General features: G+C 69.2%; 15 protein-coding genes and 1 tRNA gene. 8 read left to right on the top strand and 8 right to left on the bottom strand.

Annotation, left to right across the window (positions count from 1 at the left end):
• Nucleotides 1–82 precede the first annotated feature (82 nt).
• The 4 genes from L0M17_RS03250 (at nt 83) to L0M17_RS03265 (ending at nt 5411) form a co-directional block, all read left to right on the top strand.
• Nucleotides 83–1327 (top strand): XdhC family protein, encoded by a 1245-nt coding sequence (locus L0M17_RS03250; protein WP_241051162.1) that lies wholly within the window; start codon nt 83–85, stop codon nt 1325–1327.
• Nucleotides 1318–2154: an FAD binding domain-containing protein gene (locus L0M17_RS03255; RefSeq protein ID WP_241051164.1), complete on the top strand. Its 837-nt coding sequence runs from the start codon at nt 1318–1320 to the stop codon at nt 2152–2154. The genes L0M17_RS03250 and L0M17_RS03255 overlap by 10 nt, the downstream gene beginning before the upstream one ends.
• 1 nt (nt 2155) lies before the next feature.
• Nucleotides 2156–5050 carry a molybdopterin-dependent oxidoreductase gene (locus L0M17_RS03260; RefSeq protein ID WP_241051166.1) on the top strand — a complete coding sequence of 965 codons (2895 nt, stop codon included), beginning with the start codon at nt 2156–2158 and terminating at the stop codon, nt 5048–5050.
• Between the two features lie 190 nt (nt 5051–5240).
• On the top strand, nt 5241–5411 hold the full coding sequence (locus tag L0M17_RS03265; protein ID WP_241051168.1) for a hypothetical protein: 171 nt from the start codon (nt 5241–5243) through the stop codon (nt 5409–5411).
• 167 nt (nt 5412–5578) lie between these two features.
• Here the strand turns inward: L0M17_RS03265 and aceE are convergent, their stop codons facing one another.
• Complete coding sequence (gene aceE, locus L0M17_RS03270) at nt 5579–8341, bottom strand: pyruvate dehydrogenase (acetyl-transferring), homodimeric type (protein WP_241051180.1); 2763 nt, start codon at nt 8339–8341, stop codon at nt 5579–5581.
• Between the two features lie 185 nt (nt 8342–8526).
• Here aceE and L0M17_RS03275 point away from each other — a divergent pair, with 185 nt between their 5' ends.
• On the top strand, nt 8527–9282 hold the full coding sequence (locus L0M17_RS03275; RefSeq protein WP_241051182.1) for an SDR family oxidoreductase: 756 nt from the start codon (nt 8527–8529) through the stop codon (nt 9280–9282).
• Nucleotides 9283–9286: 4 nt separating this feature from the next.
• Here L0M17_RS03275 and L0M17_RS03280 read toward each other — a convergent pair whose 3' ends face one another.
• Both L0M17_RS03280 and L0M17_RS03285 read right to left on the bottom strand, forming a co-directional pair.
• Complete coding sequence (locus L0M17_RS03280) at nt 9287–9670, bottom strand: sterol carrier family protein (RefSeq protein WP_241051185.1); 384 nt, start codon at nt 9668–9670, stop codon at nt 9287–9289.
• Nucleotides 9671–9873: 203 nt separating this feature from the next.
• On the bottom strand, nt 9874–10890 hold the full coding sequence (locus L0M17_RS03285; protein WP_241051187.1) for an asparaginase: 1017 nt from the start codon (nt 10888–10890) through the stop codon (nt 9874–9876).
• An 83-nt stretch (nt 10891–10973) separates the two neighbouring features.
• On the opposite strand from L0M17_RS03285, the gene purD reads away from it, so the two are divergent.
• Nucleotides 10974–12272, top strand: a complete 1299-nt coding sequence (gene purD / locus L0M17_RS03290) for a phosphoribosylamine--glycine ligase (RefSeq protein ID WP_241051189.1) — start codon at nt 10974–10976, stop codon at nt 12270–12272.
• Nucleotides 12272–13228, top strand: coding sequence for a phosphoribosylaminoimidazolesuccinocarboxamide synthase (locus L0M17_RS03295; RefSeq protein WP_241051191.1), 957 nt, complete (start codon nt 12272–12274; stop codon nt 13226–13228). Before purD ends, L0M17_RS03295 begins: the two co-directional genes overlap by 1 nt.
• 92 nt (nt 13229–13320) lie before the next feature.
• Here the strand turns inward: L0M17_RS03295 and L0M17_RS03300 are convergent, their stop codons facing one another.
• The gene (locus L0M17_RS03300) at nt 13321–14571 is read right to left on the bottom strand and encodes a helix-turn-helix domain-containing protein (protein WP_241051197.1); all 1251 of its coding nucleotides are present in this window, start codon (nt 14569–14571) and stop codon (nt 13321–13323) included.
• Nucleotides 14572–14726: 155 nt separating this feature from the next.
• On the opposite strand from L0M17_RS03300, the gene L0M17_RS03305 reads away from it, so the two are divergent.
• On the top strand, nt 14727–14987 hold the full coding sequence (locus tag L0M17_RS03305) for a hypothetical protein (RefSeq protein ID WP_241051199.1): 261 nt from the start codon (nt 14727–14729) through the stop codon (nt 14985–14987).
• Between the two features lie 166 nt (nt 14988–15153).
• On the opposite strand, the gene L0M17_RS03310 is transcribed toward L0M17_RS03305, so the two are convergent.
• From L0M17_RS03310 to L0M17_RS03325, 4 genes are all read right to left on the bottom strand, one after another.
• Entirely contained in the window at nt 15154–15963 is an 810-nt protein-coding gene (locus L0M17_RS03310) for a metallophosphoesterase family protein (protein ID WP_241051201.1), read from the bottom strand.
• Between the two features lie 133 nt (nt 15964–16096).
• Nucleotides 16097–16170, bottom strand: a tRNA-Pro gene (locus L0M17_RS03315).
• A gap of 142 nt (nt 16171–16312) precedes the next feature.
• Nucleotides 16313–18163 carry an ABC transporter ATP-binding protein gene (locus L0M17_RS03320; RefSeq protein WP_241051203.1) on the bottom strand — a complete coding sequence of 617 codons (1851 nt, stop codon included), beginning with the start codon at nt 18161–18163 and terminating at the stop codon, nt 16313–16315.
• The gene (locus L0M17_RS03325) at nt 18160–20127 is read right to left on the bottom strand and encodes an ABC transporter ATP-binding protein (protein ID WP_241051205.1); all 1968 of its coding nucleotides are present in this window, start codon (nt 20125–20127) and stop codon (nt 18160–18162) included. Before L0M17_RS03325 ends, L0M17_RS03320 begins: the two co-directional genes overlap by 4 nt.
• Between the last annotated feature and the right edge of the window lie 54 nt (nt 20128–20181).

A 20181-nucleotide genomic window follows, 5' to 3' on the forward strand; every position in this document is an offset into this window, starting at 1 on the left:
GCGTCCGACGACGTTCGCCGCCGGACGTTCGCCGCCGGACGCACGTCGCTTAAGGACGCACCTCGCTTAAGAAGGGGGAGCCATGATCGAGCTCCTGAGCACGCTGCCCTCCTGGCAGCCAGTGGCGCGCGGGGAGCGCTGTGCCGTCGCGACCGTGGTCTCCGCAACGGGCTCCGTGCCGCGACCGGTTGGGACATCGATGCTCGTCGCGGCACCGGGACCGGGTCGCAGCAGCGGCGCGCCTCGCGTCCTCGGCAGCCTCTCCGGTGGATGCGTCGAGAGCGCCGTCGTCGCGGCGGCTCTCGACGCCCTGGGCGAGGGCATCGCCCGGATCGAGCGCTTCGGCTACACCGCCGACGACGCGTTCGCGGCGGGGCTCACGTGCGGGGGCGAACTTGAGGTTCACCTCCAGCCCATCTCGGCCGAGGCCTTGGCGGCGCTCGCCGCCTGCTCCCGGCCGGTCGCCGTCGTCCGCCGCCTTCGGGCGCCGGGGGAGCGAGCAGACGACGCCGCCACGCGCCCCGTCATTCTCGCCGCGGCGCCCGCAGGCCTCGCCGAGCTGGCCGTGGCCCTCGCCCCGCTGTTCTCGGCGGATTCGGCGGAGGCTCTCCGCGCCGCCGGACTCGTGGCGCCGGTCCTCGCGCAGGAAGTCTCCGCCGTCGTGCCCGTCGAACCGGACGGCGGCTGCTCGGGCGCGCCCGAGACCGGCCCCATCCGCCTCCTCGTCGAGAGCCGCCTTCCGGCCCCGCGGCTCATCGTTGTCGGCGCCAACGATTTCGGTGCCGCACTCGTGCCTGCCGCGAAGCTCCTCGGCTACCGCGTGACGCTCGTCGACGCGCGCCCGGCGTTCGCCCAGCAGGAGCGGTTCTCCGCCGCCGACGAGATCGCCGTCGCGTGGCCGCATGCCTACCTCGCAGCGGAGGCCGCGGCCGGGCGCCTCGACGACCGGACGGCCGTGTGCGTCCTGAGCCACGACCCCAAGTTCGACCTTCCGCTCCTCGACGCCGCACTTCGCCTCCAACTCGCCTACGTGGGCGCGATGGGCTCGCGCCGAAGCCACGAGCAGCGCATCGCGTCCCTCCTCGAGGCTGGCCACGGCCCGCTGGATCTCGCACGGCTGCACTCGCCGATCGGGCTCGACCTCGGGGCGGTCACACCGGCCGAGGTCGCGGTCTCGATCCTCGCCGAACTCGTTGCGTCCCGGGATCCGGCCGCGAGCGGCGCGTCGCTGCGGAACGGCACGGGACGGATCCACGGCGTTCGCTCTTCCCCGCGGCTAGACCCGCCGAACGTGGCCCTCTGGGAAAGCGAGCCCTCATGGACCTGAACACGATCGAGGCCCTCGTCCCGACCGCCGATCCGGCGGAGTGGCGCGAGGGGGACGCCTGGCTCGCAGGGGGGACCGTCCTGTTCTCCTACGGGAGCCAGACGCTCAAGCGCCTGCTTGACCTCACCTCAGCCGGGTGGGAACCGGTGCAGGAGGACGACGGCGGAATCACCTTCGCCGCGACGTGCACCATCGCGCGCCTCTGGGAAGTCGGGGACCCCGCGGGGCCGACGGTCGCGCGTTGGCCCGGGCTCGGCGTCGTCCGCTCATGCTGCGACGCGTTCGTGGCGTCCTTCAAGATCTGGAACCTCTCGACGATCGGCGGCAACATCGCGACCTCGCTCCCGGCGGGGCCCATGACGTCGTTGTGTGCGGGGCTCGATGGCGTCGCGACCCTCTGGAGCGCCGGAGGCACACGGGAACTGCCGGTCGCGGAGCTCGTCACCGGCGACGGCCGCAACGCGCTCGCGCGCGGTGAGCTGATCCGCTCAATCCGCCTGCCGGCCCACGCCCTCTCGGCCCGCACGGCGTTCCGGCGCCTCTCGCTCAGCAACCTCGGGCGCTCGGGCGTGCTCCTCATCGGGCGCCGCGACCCCGATGGCGGCTTCGTCCTGACAGTGACCGCCTCGACCAAGCGGCCCGTTCAGCTCCGGTTCGCGGCGGAGGCCCTCCCTGACGGCCCGGCCCTCGCAGGGGCCCTCGACGGCGCCATCCCCGAAACCCTTTACCACGACGACATCCACGGCCTGCCCGCGTGGCGCCGCGACATGACCTACCGGCTCGCCGAGGAACTGCGGGCTGAGCTGCTGGGGCAGGAAGGAGCCTGACATGGCCATCGAGATCAACGGGACGCCCGCCCAAGGGGCGCCCCGGGCCGGCCAGTGCCTGCGCACGTTCCTCCGCGAACAGGGCGCGCTCGGGGTCAAGAAGGGCTGCGACGGCGGCGACTGCGGCGCGTGCACGGTGCACGTCGACGGTGTTCCGGTCCATTCGTGCCTCTACCCGGCCCAGCGGGCCGAGGGCCATGCGATCACGACGATCGAAGGCCTCGCCGCGACGTGCACGGGCGGGTCCGGTGAGCTCCACGCCGGTGAGCTCCACCCCATGCAGCAGCAGTTCGTCGAGGCGCAGGGCTTCCAGTGCGGATTCTGCACGGCCGGCATGGTGATGACAGCGGCCACCTTCGACGGCTCCCAGCTCGCCAACCTGCCCCGCAACCTCAAGGGGAACCTCTGCAGGTGCACGGGGTATGCCGCGATCGAAGCCGCGGTCTCCGGCGTCGGCCAGGGCGGCCCGACCGACGGCCGGATGGGGGAGGACGTACCGGCCCTCGCGGGCCGCCGGATCGTTTCGGGTACAGAAAAATACACGCTTGACATCACCGACGCCGAGGTCCCGGGTGGTGCTGCGGCCCTCCTGCACCTGAAACTCGTGCGGTCGCCCCACGCCCACGCCCGCATCCGGTCGATCGACGCCACCGCGGCCCTTGCGACGCCCGGCGTCGTCGCCGTCTTCACGTCCGACGACGCCCCGAACCTCCTCTACTCGACCGCGCAGCACGAGCTCGTCGAGGACGACCCAGACGACACCCGGCTCTTCGACACCGTGGTGCGGTTCCGCGGGCAACGCGTCGCCGCCGTCGTGGCCGAATCGGTCGCCGCCGCCGAAGCCGGGGTGCGCGCCGTCGTCGTCGACTACGAAGTGCTGCCCGCCGTCCTGACCCCGGAAGACGCCCTGGCGCCGGGCGCGCCGCTCGTGCACGGGGACAAGGACGCCGCCACCGCACGGATCGCTGATCCGGGGCGCAATATCGTGGCCGAACTCCACTCCGAGATCGGTGACGCTTCGGCGGGCCTCGAGGCCGCCGATTTCGTCTACGAGGACACCTTCCGGACACAGCGCGTCCAACACGTCGCGCTCGAGACGCATTGCTCCATCGCCTGGACCGAGGGCGACGTGCTTGGCGAAGGCACGCTCGTCGTACGATCCTCCACCCAGGTCCCGTTCCTCGCGCGGCGCACGCTCTCGCGCATCTTCGGGCTCGCACCCGAGCGGGTGCGAGTGGTGGCGGGCCGTGTGGGCGGCGGGTTCGGGGGCAAGCAGGAGGTCTTGACCGAGGACGTTGCGGCGCTCGCCGCCCTCCGGCTCGGCCGCCCCGTTCAGCTCGAGCTCACCCGCTCCGAGCAGTTCCGCGCCACGACCACGCGCCACCCGTTCACCATCCGCCTCCGCGCAGGGGCGAAGCGGGACGGGACGCTCACCGTGCTCGCGGTCGACGTCGTGACCAACACGGGCGCGTACGGGAACCACGCGCCTGGGGTCATGTTCCACGGCTGCAACGAGTCGGTGAGCGTCTATCGGTGTGCGAACAAGAAGATCGACGCCAGGGCCGTCTATACCCACACGGTTCCGGCCGGGGCGTTCCGCGGCTATGGCCTGAGCCAGATGATCTTCGCGATCGAGTCGGCGATGGATGAGCTTGCGGCGGGGATCGGAATGGATCCACTGCAGTTCCGGCGGCGCAACATGGTCCACCGCGACGATCCCATGATCGCCTCGCACCCTGAGCCCGAGCCGGACGTTCTGTACGGCAGCTACGGTCTCGAGCAGTGCGTGCGGCTCGTGGGGAAGGCGCTCAAGCGCGGACGGGAGCGGGAGCGGCTGTTCGGGACACGCGAGCTCGGGCCCGAGTGGCTCGTGGGTGAGGGCGCCGCGCTGTCGATGATCGACACCGTCCCGCCGCGCGGGCACTTCGCGCACTCGCGGATCGCTCTCCTGCCGGGCGGCCGCTTCGGGCTCGATGTCGGCACCGCCGAATTCGGCAACGGCACGAGCACCGTGCACGCGCAGCTTGCCGCGACCGCGCTGTCGGCCGGGGCAGAGGACGTCGTGCTTCGGAACGCCGACACCGCCCTCACCGACCACGACACCGGCGCCTTCGGTTCGACCGGCACGGTGGTCGCGGGGAAGGCCACGCTCGCCGCTGCCGAGGATCTCGCGAGGCGGCTCCTCGCCTTCGCGGCAGAGGTGACCGGTGCCGACGTCGGCGAGTGCGCCTTGGCGCGAGGCGCCGTCGTCTGCTCGGGACGCCACGTGCCGCTAGCTGAACTGGCTGCGGCTGCCGCTGGGCGGGGGGTAGAACTCGTCGCGGAAGGACGCTGGGGCGGGACGCCGCGATCGGTCGCATTCAACGTGCACGGCTTCCGGGTCGCCGTCCATCGGGGGACCGGCGAGCTGCAGATCCTGCAGAGCGTCCAGGCGGCAGATGCTGGCGTTGTCGTCAACCCGCGGCAGTGCCGGGGGCAGGTCGAGGGCGGGATCGCGCAGGCGCTCGGCGCGGCCCTGTGGGAGAACGTGCGGGTCGACGAGGCCGGAGAGGTCACCACGGACATCCTGCGGCAGTACCACATACCGACCTTTGCGGACGTCCCGCGCAGCGAGGTGTACTTCGCCGAGACCTCTGACGTGCTCGGACCGCTCGGTGCGAAGTCGATGAGCGAGAGCCCCTTCAACCCCGTGGCCCCCGCGCTCGCCAATGCGCTCAAGGCCGCAACGGGAGTCCGGTTCACCGAGCTGCCCTTCACCCGGGATCGCATCTATCTCACGCTCAAGGAGGCCGGCCTGACCCCGCCGGCCCGGCCCCTTCCCGCGGGGAACCCGGCTCGGGACACCCCCCGTGCCGATGTCGAGAACCCCGCCGGCCCCGCTCCCGCCCGGTTGTGATTTCCCAACCAGTCAGTATGGCGGCGTGTCGCCCTCCTTCCTCACATGTCGGCTCCAGAAACGGGCCGGAAGGAGGCGACCTCTTGACCCCGTTCCTAAGCTCCGACTAGAATTTCATGTGTCAGAAAAAACTTTTCGTATAACGGAAACAAGAAGTTCACGAAACCAAAAGTTCAGAAAGGGGAGGAAGATGCCCACCAAGGAGAACGTCCAGCTTGCACCCACGCAGGAGGCGCCGGCAGTCGAGCGCTACATTCCCCGCGAATGGACTACTGACCCCGATTTCTCTGTCGATACCGATCGCCATGACGGCAGGCGAGGCTGGTTCACCCGAATTCTCCGAGCCGTCGCCGCCCGCTGAACGAACCCCGCTGACGTCGAACCGCGACGTAGAGAAGAGGGCTCCCGACATCGCGTCGGGAGCCCTCTTCCGTCTCTCCTGCACCTGACCCCAGCCAAAGGACGAGACCCCGCAACGCCGTGTTGCGGGGTCTCGTCCCTTCGCGGGGTCTCCTGGCCCGGGCGGCCTCAGTCCTCCGTGCTCGCGGCCGGGCCGGCGTTGACGTCGAGCAGCCGGTACTTCTCGATGGCCTTCCGGGGCACGTCGGCCGGGATTTCGCCGCGTCGGGCGAGCTCTTGCAGGGCACGGACGACGACCGAGGTCGAGTCGATCTTGAAGAACCGCCTGGCCGCCGCGCGAGTGTCCGAGAACCCGAAGCCATCGGCGCCGAGGACGGCGTAGTCGCCGGGCACGAACTGGCGGATCTGGTCCGGGACGGCCTTCATGTAGTCCGTCACCGCCACCACTGGGCCATGCGTGCCAGCGAGCTGCTGCGTCACGAACGGCACACGAGCCTCGATCTCCGGGTGGAGGAACGCCTGCTCCTCCGCCGAGAGACCGTCGCGGCGGAGCTCGCTCCACGAGGTCACGCTCCACACGTCCGCGCCGACGCCCCAGTCCTGCGCCAGAAGGCGCCGGGCCTCGACCGCCCAGGGCACAGCCACGCCCGAGGCGAGCAGCTGGGCGCGGGGCGCGTCCTCGGCGAGGCGGGCGGTGGCGTCGTCTGCCTCGCCGAGCGGCAGCCGGTACATCCCGCGCAGCAGCCCATCGACGTCGAGCCCCTCGGGCTCGGCCGGCTGGACGATCGGCTCGTTGTAGACCGTGAGGTAGTACATGACGTTGGCGTCTGCGTGTTTGCCGCCGTACATCCGCTCAAGGCCAGCCCGCACGATGTGCCCGATCTCGTACCCGTAGGCGGGGTCGTAGGTGACCACCGCGGGGTTGGTCGAGGCGAGGATGGGGGAGTGGCCGTCGGCGTGCTGGAGGCCTTCGCCGGTGAGGGTGGTTCGGCCCGCGGTAGCGCCGATGATGAAGCCGCGCGTCATCTGGTCGGCGGCCGCCCAGAAGGAGTCGCCTGTGCGCTGGAATCCGAACATGGAGTAGAAGACGTAGATCGGAACGAGCGGCTCGCCGTGCGTGGCATACGACGTCCCCGCAGCAGTGAATGCAGCGACCGCCCCGGCCTCGTTGATGCCCGGGTGGATGAGCTGGCCGGCTGGCGATTCCTTGTACGCGAGCACCAGGTCGCGGTCCACCGAGAGGTAGTTCTGCCCCTTCGGGTTGTAGATCTTGGCGGTCGGGAAGAAGGCGTCCATGCCGAAGGTCCGGCTCTCGTCGGGGACGATCGGCACCACGCGCCGGCCGAACTCCTTGTCCCGCATGAGGTCCTTGAGGAGGCGGACGAAGGCCATCGTCGTCGCCGCTTGCTGCTTGCCGGAGCCGCGGCGGGCGACGGCGTATGCGGACGACGGCGGGAGGCTCACCTCGGTGTGCCGGTTGCGGCGCTCCGGGACGGAGCCACCGAGGGCGCGGCGGCGCTCGAGCAGGTACTGGATCTCGGGGGCATCGGGGCCGGGGTGGTAATACGGCGGCCGGTAGGGATCGGCCTCGAGCTGCTCATCCGTGATGGGGATGCGCAGGAGGTCGCGGAAGTCCTTGAGGTCCTGGAGGGTGAGCTTCTTCATCTGGTGGGTCGCGTTGCGGCCCTCGAAGTGCGAGCCCAAGCCGTAGCCCTTGACGGTCTTCACGAGGACGACTGTCGGCTTGCCCTTGAACTCCGTGGCTGCCTTATACGCCGCGTACACCTTGTGGTAATCGTGGCCGCCGCGCTTGAGGTTCCAGATCTCCTCGTCGGTGAGGTCGGCGACGAGCTCCTTCGTCTCCGGCGACTTGCCGAAGAACTGCTCGCGGACAAACCCGCCGTCCTCCGCCTTGTACGTCTGGTAGTCGCCGTCGGGCGTCTCGTTCATGATGCGGAGCAGGTGGCCCTCGCGGTCCTTCTGCAGCAGCGAGTCCCACTCGCGCCCCCACACCACCTTGACCACGTTCCAGCCCGCACCGCGGAAGAACGCCTCGAGCTCCTGCATGATCTTCCCGTTGCCGCGCACCGGGCCATCGAGTCGCTGGAGGTTGCAGTTCACCACGAACGTGAGGTTGTCCAGGCCTTCGTTGGCCGCGAGCTGGAGAAGTCCGCGGCTCTCGGGCTCGTCCATCTCGCCGTCGCCGAGGAACGCCCAGACGTGCTGGTCGGAGGTGTCCTTGATCCCGCGCTGCTGGAGGTAGCGGTTGGACTGGGCCTGGTAGATCGCGTTCATCGGTCCGATGCCCATGGACACCGTCGGGAACTCCCAGAAGGACGGCATGAGACGCGGGTGCGGGTAGGAGGAGAGGGCGTGGCCCTCGTGGGACTTCTCCTGGCGGAAGCCGTCGAGGTCCTCTTCGGTGAGCCGGCCCTCCATGAAGGCCCGCGCGTACATCCCAGGCGACGCGTGGCCCTGGAAGAAGACCTGGTCGCCGCCACCGGGGTGGTCCTTGCCACGGAAGAAGTGGTTGAAGCCGACCTCGTACAGGGTCGCCGCACCGGCGTACGTCGAGATGTGCCCGCCCACGCCGACGCCCGGCCGCTGCGCGCGGTGCACGAGGACGGCCGCGTTCCAGCGCATCCATGCGCGGTACCGCCGCTCGGTCTCCTCGTCACCGGGGTACGCAGGCTCCTGATGTGCGGGGATGGTGTTGACGTAGTCGGTCGTCGTGACCATCGGGACGCCGACGCTCTGGGCGCCCGCGCGCTGGAGGATGTTCCGTACTACGAACTGCGCCCGCTCAGAGCCGCGTTCCTGTACGAGCGAGTCGAAGGACTCGATCCACTCGGCGGTCTCCTCCGGATCATGGTCGGGGAGCTGGGCGCCGAGCCCGCCGAAAAGATGCTGGGTATGCTCTCCAGTCAACACGTCGAACCTCTTTCCTGCACGCGGGGTTGCGCGCGCTCGTCCGGGGGACTTCGTTATCCCTGCGGATGGCTTGGGCTGCATCGCTTCTCAAATTTCGTATAATGGAAACGATTTATTGCAATGTGGATTAAGAGTGACGTGAGGACGTGACGCGCGTCAAGCTCGGTTGGGTAATGGGAGGTTGTATGAACGAGACTGCACGGGTCGCCGTCGTCACGGGAGCTGGCTCGGGGATCGGGCGCGCGGTGGCACGCAAGCTCCTGGCCGAGGGGTGGAACGTCGCTCTGGCGGGGCGCCGCCGCAAGCCGCTGGAGCAAACCGCTGAGGGCTTCGGCGAGCAGGCACTTCCCTTCGTCGCGGACATCACCGCGGCCGACGCCGTCGAGCGGCTCTTCGACGAGGTGATCCGACGCTGGGGCCGAGTCGATGTGCTCTTCAACAATGCGGGCATGTTCGGGACGAGCGGCGACGTCGGCGAGGTCTCGCCGTCGGACTGGGACGCCGTCGTCGCGGTCAATCTCACTGGGAGCTTCCTCTGTGCTGCCGCTGCGTTCCGGGCCATGAAAGCGCAGGACCCGCAAGGCGGCCGCATCATCAACAACGGCTCGATCTCTGCCCACAGCCCGCGTCCCAAATCGGTCGCCTATACCGCCACAAAGCACGCCATCACTGGCCTCACGAAGAGCATCGAGCTCGACGGGCGCCCCTACGGAATCACGTGCGGGCAGATCGACATCGGCAACACACGCACCGAGATCATGGACACGCTCGGCGTCAGCGAGGGGGCACTTCAAGCCGACGGGTCTCGCCGGGTCGAGCCGACGTTCCCCGTCGAAGAGGCCGCGAACGCCGTCTTCCTCATGGCGTCCCTGCCTCCATCGGCGACCGTCGGCTCGATGCTCATCACAGCGTCCGGCATGCCGCTCGTGGGGCGCGGGTAGAGGGTTACGCGAGCGGCAGGAGCTCGCTCAGGTCCGTCCGCGTTCCGGAGGCGTTGAGCTTCCCGGACGCGAGGGCCTCCGACCACGCCACCCGGCCAGTTGCGAGGGCGAGCCACGTCTCGGCGTCGGACTCTACGACGTTCGGCGGGGTTCCGCGCGTATGGCGGGGCCCCTCGACGCACTGGGCCACCCCGAACGGCGGCACACGTACCTCGACCGAGTTGCCGGGCGCCCGGGTCGCGAGTTCCTCGAGGGTGTAGCGGACGGCGGTGGCGAGCTGGGGGCGGGCGAGCGGCGCCGTTTCCGCGCCGGCCGCTGCCCGGGAAGCGAGCCAGGCCGCGATGGCCGCGCGCCCTTCGTCGGCCCCGATCCTCCGTCTTGGTGGCACTCTTGTTCCCTCCTCGTTCCTCTTACGCCACGCTAGCCACCCTTCTGGCCCACTTCTGACCGCTTGCGATCCGTGTCGCCGCCCGGCGCGCCGCGTTTCTGAGTGATTGGGAAATCACAACCGGGCGGGAGCGGGGGCGCGAGGCTCCGGCCGGGCAGTCTCAGACGCGGGAGGGCCGGAGGGGGCCGGAGGTGCCAGGGCGGCTAGCCCAGGAGGGCCGCCACCGCGCTGCCGAGGCGGATCCGTCCCACCGGACGCCCTCCACCCATAACCGGTTCGACGACATGCTCGAGGACGCGCGCAACATCCGGGATGTCGACCGCGTCGGCGGCAGCGAGCATCGTGAGCCCGACGAGGGTGGTCGCGCGGACATTCCCGTCGAGGACCTTGACGGCCGCCGTGGCCCCCTGCGGGGTCGCCAGGACCAGAACGCCCTCGGCCCCGATCTTCGCGAGGATGCCAAGCTCTTCCATGACCACGGTATTCTCCCGTCCGCGCCCCTGGACGGCCCACGGATAGTCGAGCATCGACGTCGCGATGGTGGCGGCCCGGGCGTCGCCCGCCGCCCCGCGCGCACCGGGCGCCTTGGCGAGGCGTGAGAACGCCCGAGCGAGGCCAGTGAGCGAAACGGCTGCGACCGGCGCCCCGCAGCCGTCGATGCCGAGATGCGCGATGCTCTCCTCGGCGTACTCCTCGACCGTCTCGCGGACGCGTTGCTGGAGCGGGTGGTTCGGCTCGAGGTAGCTCTTGCGGTCCCAGCCGTTCACGGAGCAGGCCCACAGGAACGCGGCGTGCTTGCCCGAGCAGTTGTACGCGAGGCGCCGGCGGCCGATCTCAGAGCGGACAAGCCACGCGCGGGCCTCCTCGTCCTTGGGCCAGTCGGGCGGGCAGAGGAGGTCGGCCTCGCGGAGCCCGGCGGCCTTGAGCATGCCTTCGACGACGTCCATGTGGTCGAGGGAGCCGACGTGCGAGGCGCACGCGAGCGCCACCTGTGCGCCGCGGAGCGGTACGCCGCTCCGCATGGACGCCAGTGCTTGGAACGGCTTGAGGGTGGAGCGCGCGAAGACGGGCGAAGTGACGTCTCCCAATGCGGTTACTACCGTGCCGTCGCCAGCGAGTACGACGGCGGAACCGATGTGCCGGGACTCGACGAATCCGCTGCGTTCGATCACAGCGAGTTCGACGGCGTCGTCCGCCGTGAACGTTGAATGGGAGGCCATGTGCGAAGTCTATGCGGCGCAGAACGGCCGTCATGGGAGGGCTCGCTGTGCACGGGCTTCGGCACGCCCGATACCCTTGTCGGGTGAAGGTTCTCGTGATCGGCCCGGGCGGCCGCGAACACGCTCTTGTCCGTTCCCTCCTCGCCGATCCCGCCGTGACTGAAGTTCATGCGGCTCCGGGCAATGCGGGCATCGCCCAGGTCGTGCCGACCCACTCCGTCAACGCCAATGATCCGGCGGCCGTCACCGAACTGGCCCAGAAGCTCGACGTCGAGCTCGTCGTCGTCGGGCCTGAGGCGCCGCTCGCGGCTGGGGTCGCGGATGCGGTGCGCGCAGTGGGCATCCCGGTTTTCGGCCCGAGCAAGGCGGCTGCGCAGCTCGAGGCGTCGAAGGCGTTCGCGAAGCAGGTCATGGCCGAGGCAGGGGTACCGACGGCGATGGCGCGCGTTGCGACGACGGCGGGGGAGGCCGCGGACGCGCTCGATGCGTTCGGAGCCCCCTATGTGGTCAAGGACGACGGCCTCGCGGCGGGCAAGGGCGTCGTCGTGACGGAGGACCGCGACGCGGCGCTCGCCCACGCCCAAGCGTGTTTCGATGCGGGCGGCTCGGTGGTCATCGAGGAGTTCCTCGACGGTCCGGAGGTCTCGCTCTTCGTGCTCAGCGACGGCCAGACGGTGGTCCCGCTCTCTCCGGCCCAGGATTTCAAGCGCATCTTCGACAACGACGAGGGGCCCAACACAGGCGGCATGGGCGCGTACACGCCGCTGGACTGGGCGCCCGAGGGCTTGGTGGACGAGGTCGTGCGGCGCATCGCGCAGCCGACGGTCGACGAGATGGCCAAGCGCGGCACCCCCTTCGTCGGTGTTCTTTACTGCGGCTTGGCGCTGACCTCCCGCGGCACGCGCGTGATCGAGTTCAACGTCCGCTTCGGCGACCCGGAGACCCAGGCGGTCCTCGCGCGCCTCAAGACTCCGCTCGGCGGCATCCTGCTCGCGGCGGCGAAGGGACAGCTCACGGGCATCCAGGAGCTGCGCTGGTCCCCGGAGAGCGCGGTCGCCGTCGTCCTCGCATCCGAGAACTATCCGGACAAGCCCCGCACCGGCGACCGGATCCGCGGCCTCAAGAAGGCGGGGGCGGTCGAGGGCGTGCACGTCCTGCACGCTGGAACGAAGGCCGACGGCGAAGGCAACATCGTGAGCGCAGGCGGCCGGGTGCTGGCGGTCGTCGCGCTCGGCGAGGACCTCCAAGAGGCGCGAGAACACGCGTACGAGGGCATCGGCCTCATCCGCCTCGAAGGCGGCCAGTACCGCAAGGACATTGCAGCGAAGGCCGCGCGCGGCGAGATCAGGGTCCCCGAGCGGGCCGGGAAGGCAGGCGTGTGATGACCGACTCCGGCGCACCCACCGGTGCGAGCGCCAAGCGCGGCTACGACGCGGACGCCCCGCAGCTCGAAGGCTGGAAGCACATCTACTCGGGCAAGGTCCGCGACCTCTACGAGCCGATCGACGGATCAGGCTTCTCTCATCCTGCCGACGTGGTCCTCGTGGTTGCGAGCGATCGCATCAGCGCCTACGACTACGTCCTCTCGAGCACGATCCCGGACAAGGGCCGGGTCCTGACCCAGCTGAGCCTCTGGTGGTTCGAGCAGCTCAACGTGCCGAATCATGTGGTCGGATCAACGGCCGACGACGGCGTCCCCGCCGAAGTCGTCGGCCGCGCCATGATCTGCCGGCGCCTTGAGATGTACCCGGTCGAGTGCATCGCCCGCGGCTACCTCACGGGCTCCGGCCTGGTGGAGTACCGCGAGCACGGGACGGTGTGCGAGATTCCGCTGCCGGGTGGCCTCGTGGACGGCTCGCGCCTGCCGGAGGCGATCTTCACCCCGTCTGCCAAGGCCGAGATCGGGGAGCACGACGAGAACATCACGTACGAGGACGTCACGGGGATGGTGGGCGACGACGCCGCCGCCCGGCTGCGTGACCTCACCCTCGAGGTCTACCGCGAGGCGGAACGGATCGCGCGCGAGCGAGGCATCATCCTCGCGGACACGAAGGTCGAGTTCGGTGTGGACCCCGTGACCGGGGACATCACGCTCGGCGACGAGGTGCTGACGCCCGACTCGTCTCGGTTCTGGGATGCAGCCACGTGGGAGCCCGGGAAGGCGCAGCCTTCGTTCGACAAGCAGTTCGTCCGCGACTGGCTCACGTCGTCGGCCTCTGGGTGGGACCGGCATTCGGGCGAGGAGCCGCCCGCGCTCCCGGCCGACGTCGTCGAACGAACCCGCGAGCGGTACGTCGAGGCCTACGAGCGCCTCACCGGACGCAACTTCGACTCCTGACCCTGCTCGGTCAACCCTGCTCCGTGCGTGGGCCGGCGGCCCATTGGACGCCGGCCCACAATTCCTGATCGGGTCTAGTCGCCTGATTGGGTCTAGTCGCCGGCCCGCTGCTGGGCGAGCCGGATCTCAAGGATCGCGTCCATGGTCTGCTGGACTTTCTCCGACGCTCCCGCATAGCTGAACTGCTCGCGGGCGTCTTTGAGCAGTTCGAGGGCCTCATCGTTGCGCCCGAGCGCCTTGAGGGCCCGGCCGTAGAGCAGCGCGACCTCGCCGGCGGTGTGCCGCCCCAGCATCGTCTTCTCCGAGTGGATCTCCTTGAGCCGCTCGATCGCCTCCGGGATCTGGCCGTTGAGGTAGAGCCAGCGGGCCCGGATGAAGGCAACCTCGAGCTGCTCGGGCCTCGAGCCGCCCACGATCGAGAGGGCGAGCTCTGCGCGTTCGATCGCGGCGAGGGTTTCGGGCTCGACGATCCCTCCCGAGAGGCGGACGGCGGCCGAGGCCTTGTTGAAGCGGGCCCAGAGCTCGATGTCGTTGGCGGGGGAGAGCAGCTTCGCGGCTCGCTCGTGGTGCTTGACGCCCTCCTCGTAGTCCGCGCGCATGAACGCGACGTTGCCGATGACCCACTCGACTTCGCCCGAGAGCTGCCCCATGGACTCCTCGTCGACGAGCGTGCCGAGGATGCGGCAGTAGTCCCACGCCTCGTCGAGTCGCCCGCTTTCGGCGAGCGCTCCGATGAGGGCGCGGAGGGCGCCGATGTAGATCGTGGAGCCGGCAGGAAGCTGGGCGCCGAGGCGCACGGCCTCCCGCGCGTGCTCGACGGCGGTGCCCAGCTGCCCGAGGCCGTGGGACACCGCGGCGAGCATCTGGTGTGCGCGCACTGCGAGGCCGTCCGACTCGGCGATGATGGGGTGCTCGAGGAGGTGCTGGACGATCCGCTGGCACTCGGCGAGTTGGCCCTGCTTCATGAGGCACTCGGCCTGCATATAGGTCATGTTCCACCACGCGCTGTTGTTCTTCGCCTCGAGGGCGAACTGTGCAGCGGTGGCGGCGTGGCTCGCAGCCTGGGCGTAGTCGCGCATGTCCCACGCCTGCCGCGCATAGAGGCCGGCCAGGACGTATTCGGCGTCATTTGCCGTGACTGGCTGGCTCCAGGCCTCCAACGCCTTTGGCGCGAGTTCGAGCCGACGCGCGAGCTCCTGGATTACCTCAGGGGTTGGCTCGCGGCGCCCGGTCTCAAGGAGCGAGATGTAGCTCGGCGAGTACAGGTCCTTCCCGAGCTCCGCCTGCGTCAGCCCACGCTCGAGACGCTCGGCTCGCAACTTCTCGCCGAATCCGCTCCCCACAACTTCCTCCTCGACTTGGCCCCCCACCCAGTGGCTTGGGGGTAAGGCGATAGACTAGCGGCTTGACACCTGCTGTGGATGTTATTTTACTTGGGGTGTCAATCACGACAAAGCACGCTCTGCCCGATTGCACCCGCTACAACTAAGGACACGACATGCTCAAGAAGCTGACTGCGTCATTCGCCCTCATCGGCGCGCTGGCAGTTGGAGGCGTTTCCGTTGCCCCGACCGCTATTGGCAACTGGCCCGACCCCATGAAGACTACGGCGATCGGCAACTGGCCCGATCCCATGAAGGCCGCCGCTATTGGCAACTGGCCTGACCCCATGAAGGCCGCCGCTATTGGCAACTGGCCCGATCCGATGAAGGCCACCGCTATTGGCAACTGGCCCGACCCGATGAAGTCGACCTTCTGATTCGACTTCGGTGAGGGTCCTGCCCTCGTCTAAGATCCGCTGTTGATCTGGCGGGTCCAGAGAAGTGCCAGGAAGCCCCGTCCGTCTGCCGATGGACGGGGCTTTTCCTGTCTGGCGGGCCGTCAAATCCTCGCTCCGTCCCTTGACAAACGTGTCAAGGGCCAGCTCAAGTTTGAGACTCTTGCTGGGCTTGTCCGTCCCGTTGGCTTGGCATTTGGACGAATTGTTCGACACTGAGGGTCTTCGTGTCGAGGACGATCGAGTTGCCGAGGCGGCGCTGCATGTCGAGGACATGCAGGAGCGTATCGGTCCCCGGGACAGGAACCGTGAGGCGCAGGTGCCAGTGGCCCGAGAACATCTGGGCAGGCCGCGTGGCTTCGACCGCTGCCTGCACGAATTGCCGGCTGCGATCGGCGGCGAGGGCCGTGTCCGGATGAAGCCGAAATGGGATTGGCAGTTCCACCCCCGAGGGCACCTCGTGGGTGAGCAGGACGTCCAGCCGCCCATCGCCGAGGCGGCGGACGTCGTCAGCCGTGACCTCCTCCTCGGGCCACCAGTCCACGTGATGGCGCCGTTGCCGGCGGTCCACTGAATAGGCCCCGCCCAACGCTCCGAAACGCCTCCCGCCCAGACGGAACCGTGTGCCGCGGGGGAGGTACGTCAGCCCCATCATTTCTGCTAGTCCGCTTCGGCGCCGCGGCAACTGGGCGAGGAATTCGTGGTTGTCGTTGTTCCCGTCGATGAACATGAACCGCATGTTCGCGTCGCGGACCGCGTCCGACAGGGAGCGCGTGAAACCGTAGGCCCTTCCGAAACGGTTCGTGCGGCCGGGGAGTTCTGGATAGTCGGAGGGCCAGAAGACACCCAGGTCTCCGAGATGGATGAGATGCCGCAACCCCTGCTGGCGTGCTGCCTTGATGGTCTCGACCGCCCAGTGGGCGTCCCGATGCCAGTCCGCGGCGATCAGAATCTTCATGGTGCCCTCCTGACCCGTCGTCCTCGATTCTTCCATGGACGCGGGTCGCGGTTCCCCGGGGCCGGTGGCTATGTGGATAAGCCCCGGCAACAAAAATGGCGCCGATTCCTCGGCGCCATCCTTGTTCAACCGGTCGGGATGACAGGATTTGAACCTGCGACCTCTTCGTCCCGAACGAAGCGCGCTACCAAGCTGCGCTACATCCCGATCCGTTGCTGGCTTCCCCGTATGGTTTCCCATACTGGCTGGGTTCCTGACTGGGTTCCCCCGAGCAACTCATACAGAATACCCGATTTGGGACCCGCACGTGAAATCGCGCCCCTGCCTTCAGGGACGGAAGCCGAACGGCCTACACGAGGGATTCGCGCCACGCTCCGTGGAGGGCGGCGAAGCGCCCGCCACCGCGGATGAGCTCCTCCGGCGTGCCGTCTTCGATGATGCGGCCGCCGTCCACAACGAGCACCCGGTCGGCAATCTCCACCGTCGAGAGGCGGTGAGCGATGATGATGGCCGTCCGCCCCCGCCGGGCGAGCAGGTTCGAGAGGCCGGCCTGCACGAGGCGCTCCGACGGGATGTCGAGCGACGAAGTCGCCTCGTCGAGGATGAGGACCGCGGGCGCCGCGAGGAACGCGCGTGCGAACGAGATGAGCTGGCGCTGGCCGGCCGAGACCCGGCCGCCGCGCTTGTTGACGTCCGTGTCGTAGCCCTCCGGCAGCGCCGAGATGAACTCGTGGGCACCCACCGCTTTGGCGGCGGCCTCGATCTCGTCGCGGGTCGCCGTCGGACGCCCCAAGGCGATGTTGTCCGCCACCGAGCCGCTGAATAGGAAGGCTTCCTGGGTGACCATGACGACGGCGCGGCGCAGGTCGGGTGTCGAAAGGCGCCGGAGGTCGACGCCGTCGAGCGTCAGTGTGCCTGAGGAGACGTCGTAGAACCTCGCGACGAGCTTCGCGAGCGTGGACTTGCCGGCCCCCGTCGCGCCCACGAGGGCGACGGTCTGGCCGGCTGGGATGTCGAGGCTGAACTCGGGGAGCACCACGGGGCCGTCGCCGTAACGGAATTCGACGTGGTCGAAGCGGATGCTGCCCCGGGGGTCGGGGAGAGGCTCCGGGTCCCGCGGCGGGACGACCGTCGGGACCTCCTCGAGCAGGCCGGACACCTTCTCGAGGGCCGCTTGGGCACTCTGGAAGGAGTTGTAGAACATGGCCATGTCCGCAATGGGCTGGTAGAACCGCTTGACCGAAAGGACAAGGGCGAGGAGGACGCCGACGGCCAGGGCACCGTCGAGCACGCGAAGGCCAGCCACGAGGAGCACGACGGAGACCGTGACGTTGCCGATGAGGACGAGGCCGGGCTGCAGGATGCCGTTGAGCTGGATCGAGCGGGCTGTGACCTTGCGGTAGTCCTCCGTGAGGGCCCCGAACTCCGCGTTGTTCTCGGGCTCCTTGCGGAACGCCTTCACCGCACGGATCCCGGTCATGGTCTCGACGAAGTGCACGATGAGCCGCGCTGACGCGACCCGGGAGGCGCGGTAGGCGATCTGCGAGCGGATCTGGTACCAGCGCGCGAGGGCGAACATCGGGACGGCCGCCGCGAGCATGATGAACCCCGACAGCCAGTCGAGGAGGAACACGGTTCCGGCCGTGAACAGCATGAAGAGGACGCCCGAGACGAGGGAGCTCACGCCGGAGTCGAGGAGATCGCGCAAGGCCTCGAGGTCGGAGGTCTGGCGGCTGATGATCCGTCCCGAGGTGTAGTGCTCGTGGAAGTCGAGGCTCAGCCGCTGGGTGTGGCGGAACACACGGACGCGGAGGTCGAGGAGCATCGTCTGGCTCAGCTTCGCCGTCGAGGTCACGTAACCGGCGGTGAGGCCCGCTGTCGTCAGGGCAGCGGCGAGGTACATGGCGCCGGCGAGCCACACGAGCAGCGAGTTGCCATGGATGAGCGCGGGCAGGGCGTTGTCGATGCCGAAGGCGATGATGGCGGGGCCGGCGGCTTTCGTCGCCTGCGACACGACGACCATGCCGAGCGTCGCCCAGAAGCGCACCCGAACCGGGTGGATGAGGTCGCGCAGGAGGCGGAGCGAGCGGCGCCGGACGGCGCGGGAGTCTTCGCGGGTGAGGTCGACGGCGTCTTCCGCGTGATCCTGCCCGACGCCCGCGCGCTGGGTAGCGGGAGCGGTGCGGGGAGCGGGGCTCATCGTGCCTCCTCGAGATCGTCCAGGCTGTCGTCAGGGTCGAGCCCGGAGTCGAGATCGCGCGGCTCGGTGTCGAGGCTCGCGATGACGTAGCGGTAATGCGCGTTGCGGGCGAGGAGCTCCGAGTGGGTACCTACGTCGTCGATCTCGCCATCCCTCAGGAGAGCCACGCGGTCCGCGAGGGCGACCGTTGACGGGCGGTGGGCGACAATGAGCGTCGTCGTTTCGGCGAGCACCTCGCGGAGGCGCCCCTCGACCCGTTCCTCCGTCGCGACGTCGAGCGCCGAGAGCGGGTCGTCGAGAACGAGGACGGACGGCTTCGCCGCGATGGCCCGGGCGAGCGCGATGCGCTGCCGCTGGCCGCCCGAGAGGCTCAGCCCCTCCTCGCCGATCCGCGTGTCGAGCCCATCAGGGAGCGAGTAGGCGAACTGCGCCTGCGCGACGTCGAGCGCCTCATCGAGGAGGGCCTCGGCTTCGGCCCCCTCACGGACGGGGGCGCCGAGGAGCACGTTGTCGCGGACGGAGCTCGAGAAGAGCGTCGTGTCCTCGAAGGCGACCGAGACGATGCGCCGCAGCTCGGCGAGGGGGAGGTCACGGACATCGACTCCGTCGATCTCGACGGCGCCGCCGCTTACCTCGTAGAGGCGCGGGACGAGCTGGAGCAGAGTGCTCTTGCCCGATCCCGTGATCCCCACGAGGGCCATCGTCTCGCCGGGGACGAGCTCAAGGTCGATGCCGCGCAGCACGGGGCGGCCGTCGTCGTGCGCGGCGGCGCGGCGCGGCGCCTGCTTTGCCGCTTGAGCGGGCCTCGCCGTCGTGCGGCTTGGCCGCGGCGGTTCATAGGCGAAGCGGACGTCGCGGAAGGCGAGCGCACCGTGTGAGGCGGACGACGGCGGCCGCGAGCCTGCGCGGGCAGGACCGACGGGACCGGCAGGATCGGCAGGACCGACGGGACCGGCGGGGTCGGTGATGGTCACGGGCTCGTCCATGACCTCGTAGTGGCGGTCGATCGCCGTCTTGGCGGTGAGGGCCATGCCCACGAGCGCCCCGGACATCTCGACAGGGTTCGCAACGGCCGCCGCGGTTGCGAAGAAGGCCGCGAGCGCCCCGACCGTGATCTGCCCGGTCGCCGCGAGCCAGAGCCCGACCATGAGCCCACTGCCCAGCGCGAGCTCGGGGAGCAGCGTCACGACCATGCTGAACACCGCGAGGTGGCGGGCCTTCGCGACCTCCGTCTCCCGCAGGCCCTCGGCCTGAAGCGCGAAATTCTCGAGCGCTTCCCGGCTCCGTCCGAAGGCCTTGAGGACCCGGATCCCGTGCACGGACTCCTCGACGGCCGTCGCGAGATCGCCCGCCTGGTCCTGGCTCCGCCGCGAGGCTGCGACGTACTGGCGGCGGAAGCGGAAGCTGTAGATGCTGATCGGAATGGCGGCCGCGAGGAAGATGAGCGCGAGCTGCCACGAGATGGTGAACAGCATCGAGATGCCGACGATCACCGTCGCGAATGAGATGACGAGATAGATGGCGCCGAAGGCGAGCCAGCGGCGGAGCATGTTGAGGTCCGTCATCGCACGCGAGAGCAGCTGGCCCGAGCCCCAGCCGTCGTGGAACGAGACGGGGAGCAGCTGCAGATGCCGGTAGATCTTGACGCGCAGCGACGCCTCGACATTCGTCGCCGGGTCGAGCACGAAGAGCCGCCGCAGGAACGTCAGGACCGCTTCGAAGACTCCCATGACGAGCACGACGGCGGACGCCCAGACCACCGCCGAGGGCCCGGCGCCCGGGCGGAGCAGTGCGTCGATAACGGCGCGGAAGACCTGCGGGACGAGCACGGCGAGGACAGATGCCGAGAGCCCGACCCCGAGGCCAGCGAGAAGCCTCGGAATAATGGGACGGGCTTCCGGGGCCAACCGGGCAAGGCTGCTGCGGAAGGAAATCTGGTGACTGGCGGGGCCCTGTACAGGCATGCCGGCGCTCACACCTCCGGCTAGAAGTAGTTAGCTGTGGCAACTACCCTACGC

The sequence above is a fragment of the Sinomonas terrae genome, from assembly GCF_022539255.1.
Classification (GTDB): Bacteria; Actinomycetota; Actinomycetes; order Actinomycetales; family Micrococcaceae; genus Sinomonas; species Sinomonas terrae.

Excerpts from the sequence above, each read along its gene's own strand:
- L0M17_RS03250 (WP_241051162.1), top strand. The coding sequence starts at position 83 with ATGATCGAGCTCCTGAGCACGCTGCCCTCCTGGCAGCCAGTGGCGCGC.
- L0M17_RS03325 (WP_241051205.1), bottom strand. The coding sequence starts at position 20,127 with ATGCCTGTACAGGGCCCCGCCAGTCACCAGATTTCCTTCCGCAGCAGC.
- L0M17_RS03260 (WP_241051166.1), top strand. The coding sequence starts at position 2,156 with ATGGCCATCGAGATCAACGGGACGCCCGCCCAAGGGGCGCCCCGGGCC.
- L0M17_RS03255 (WP_241051164.1), top strand. The coding sequence starts at position 1,318 with ATGGACCTGAACACGATCGAGGCCCTCGTCCCGACCGCCGATCCGGCG.
- L0M17_RS03305 (WP_241051199.1), top strand. The coding sequence starts at position 14,727 with ATGCTCAAGAAGCTGACTGCGTCATTCGCCCTCATCGGCGCGCTGGCA.
- L0M17_RS03265 (WP_241051168.1), top strand. The coding sequence starts at position 5,241 with ATGCCCACCAAGGAGAACGTCCAGCTTGCACCCACGCAGGAGGCGCCG.
- L0M17_RS03320 (WP_241051203.1), bottom strand. The coding sequence starts at position 18,163 with ATGAGCCCCGCTCCCCGCACCGCTCCCGCTACCCAGCGCGCGGGCGTC.
- L0M17_RS03295 (WP_241051191.1), top strand. The coding sequence starts at position 12,272 with ATGACCGACTCCGGCGCACCCACCGGTGCGAGCGCCAAGCGCGGCTAC.
- L0M17_RS03285 (WP_241051187.1), bottom strand. The coding sequence starts at position 10,890 with ATGGCCTCCCATTCAACGTTCACGGCGGACGACGCCGTCGAACTCGCT.
- L0M17_RS03310 (WP_241051201.1), bottom strand. The coding sequence starts at position 15,963 with ATGAAGATTCTGATCGCCGCGGACTGGCATCGGGACGCCCACTGGGCG.
- L0M17_RS03275 (WP_241051182.1), top strand. The coding sequence starts at position 8,527 with ATGAACGAGACTGCACGGGTCGCCGTCGTCACGGGAGCTGGCTCGGGG.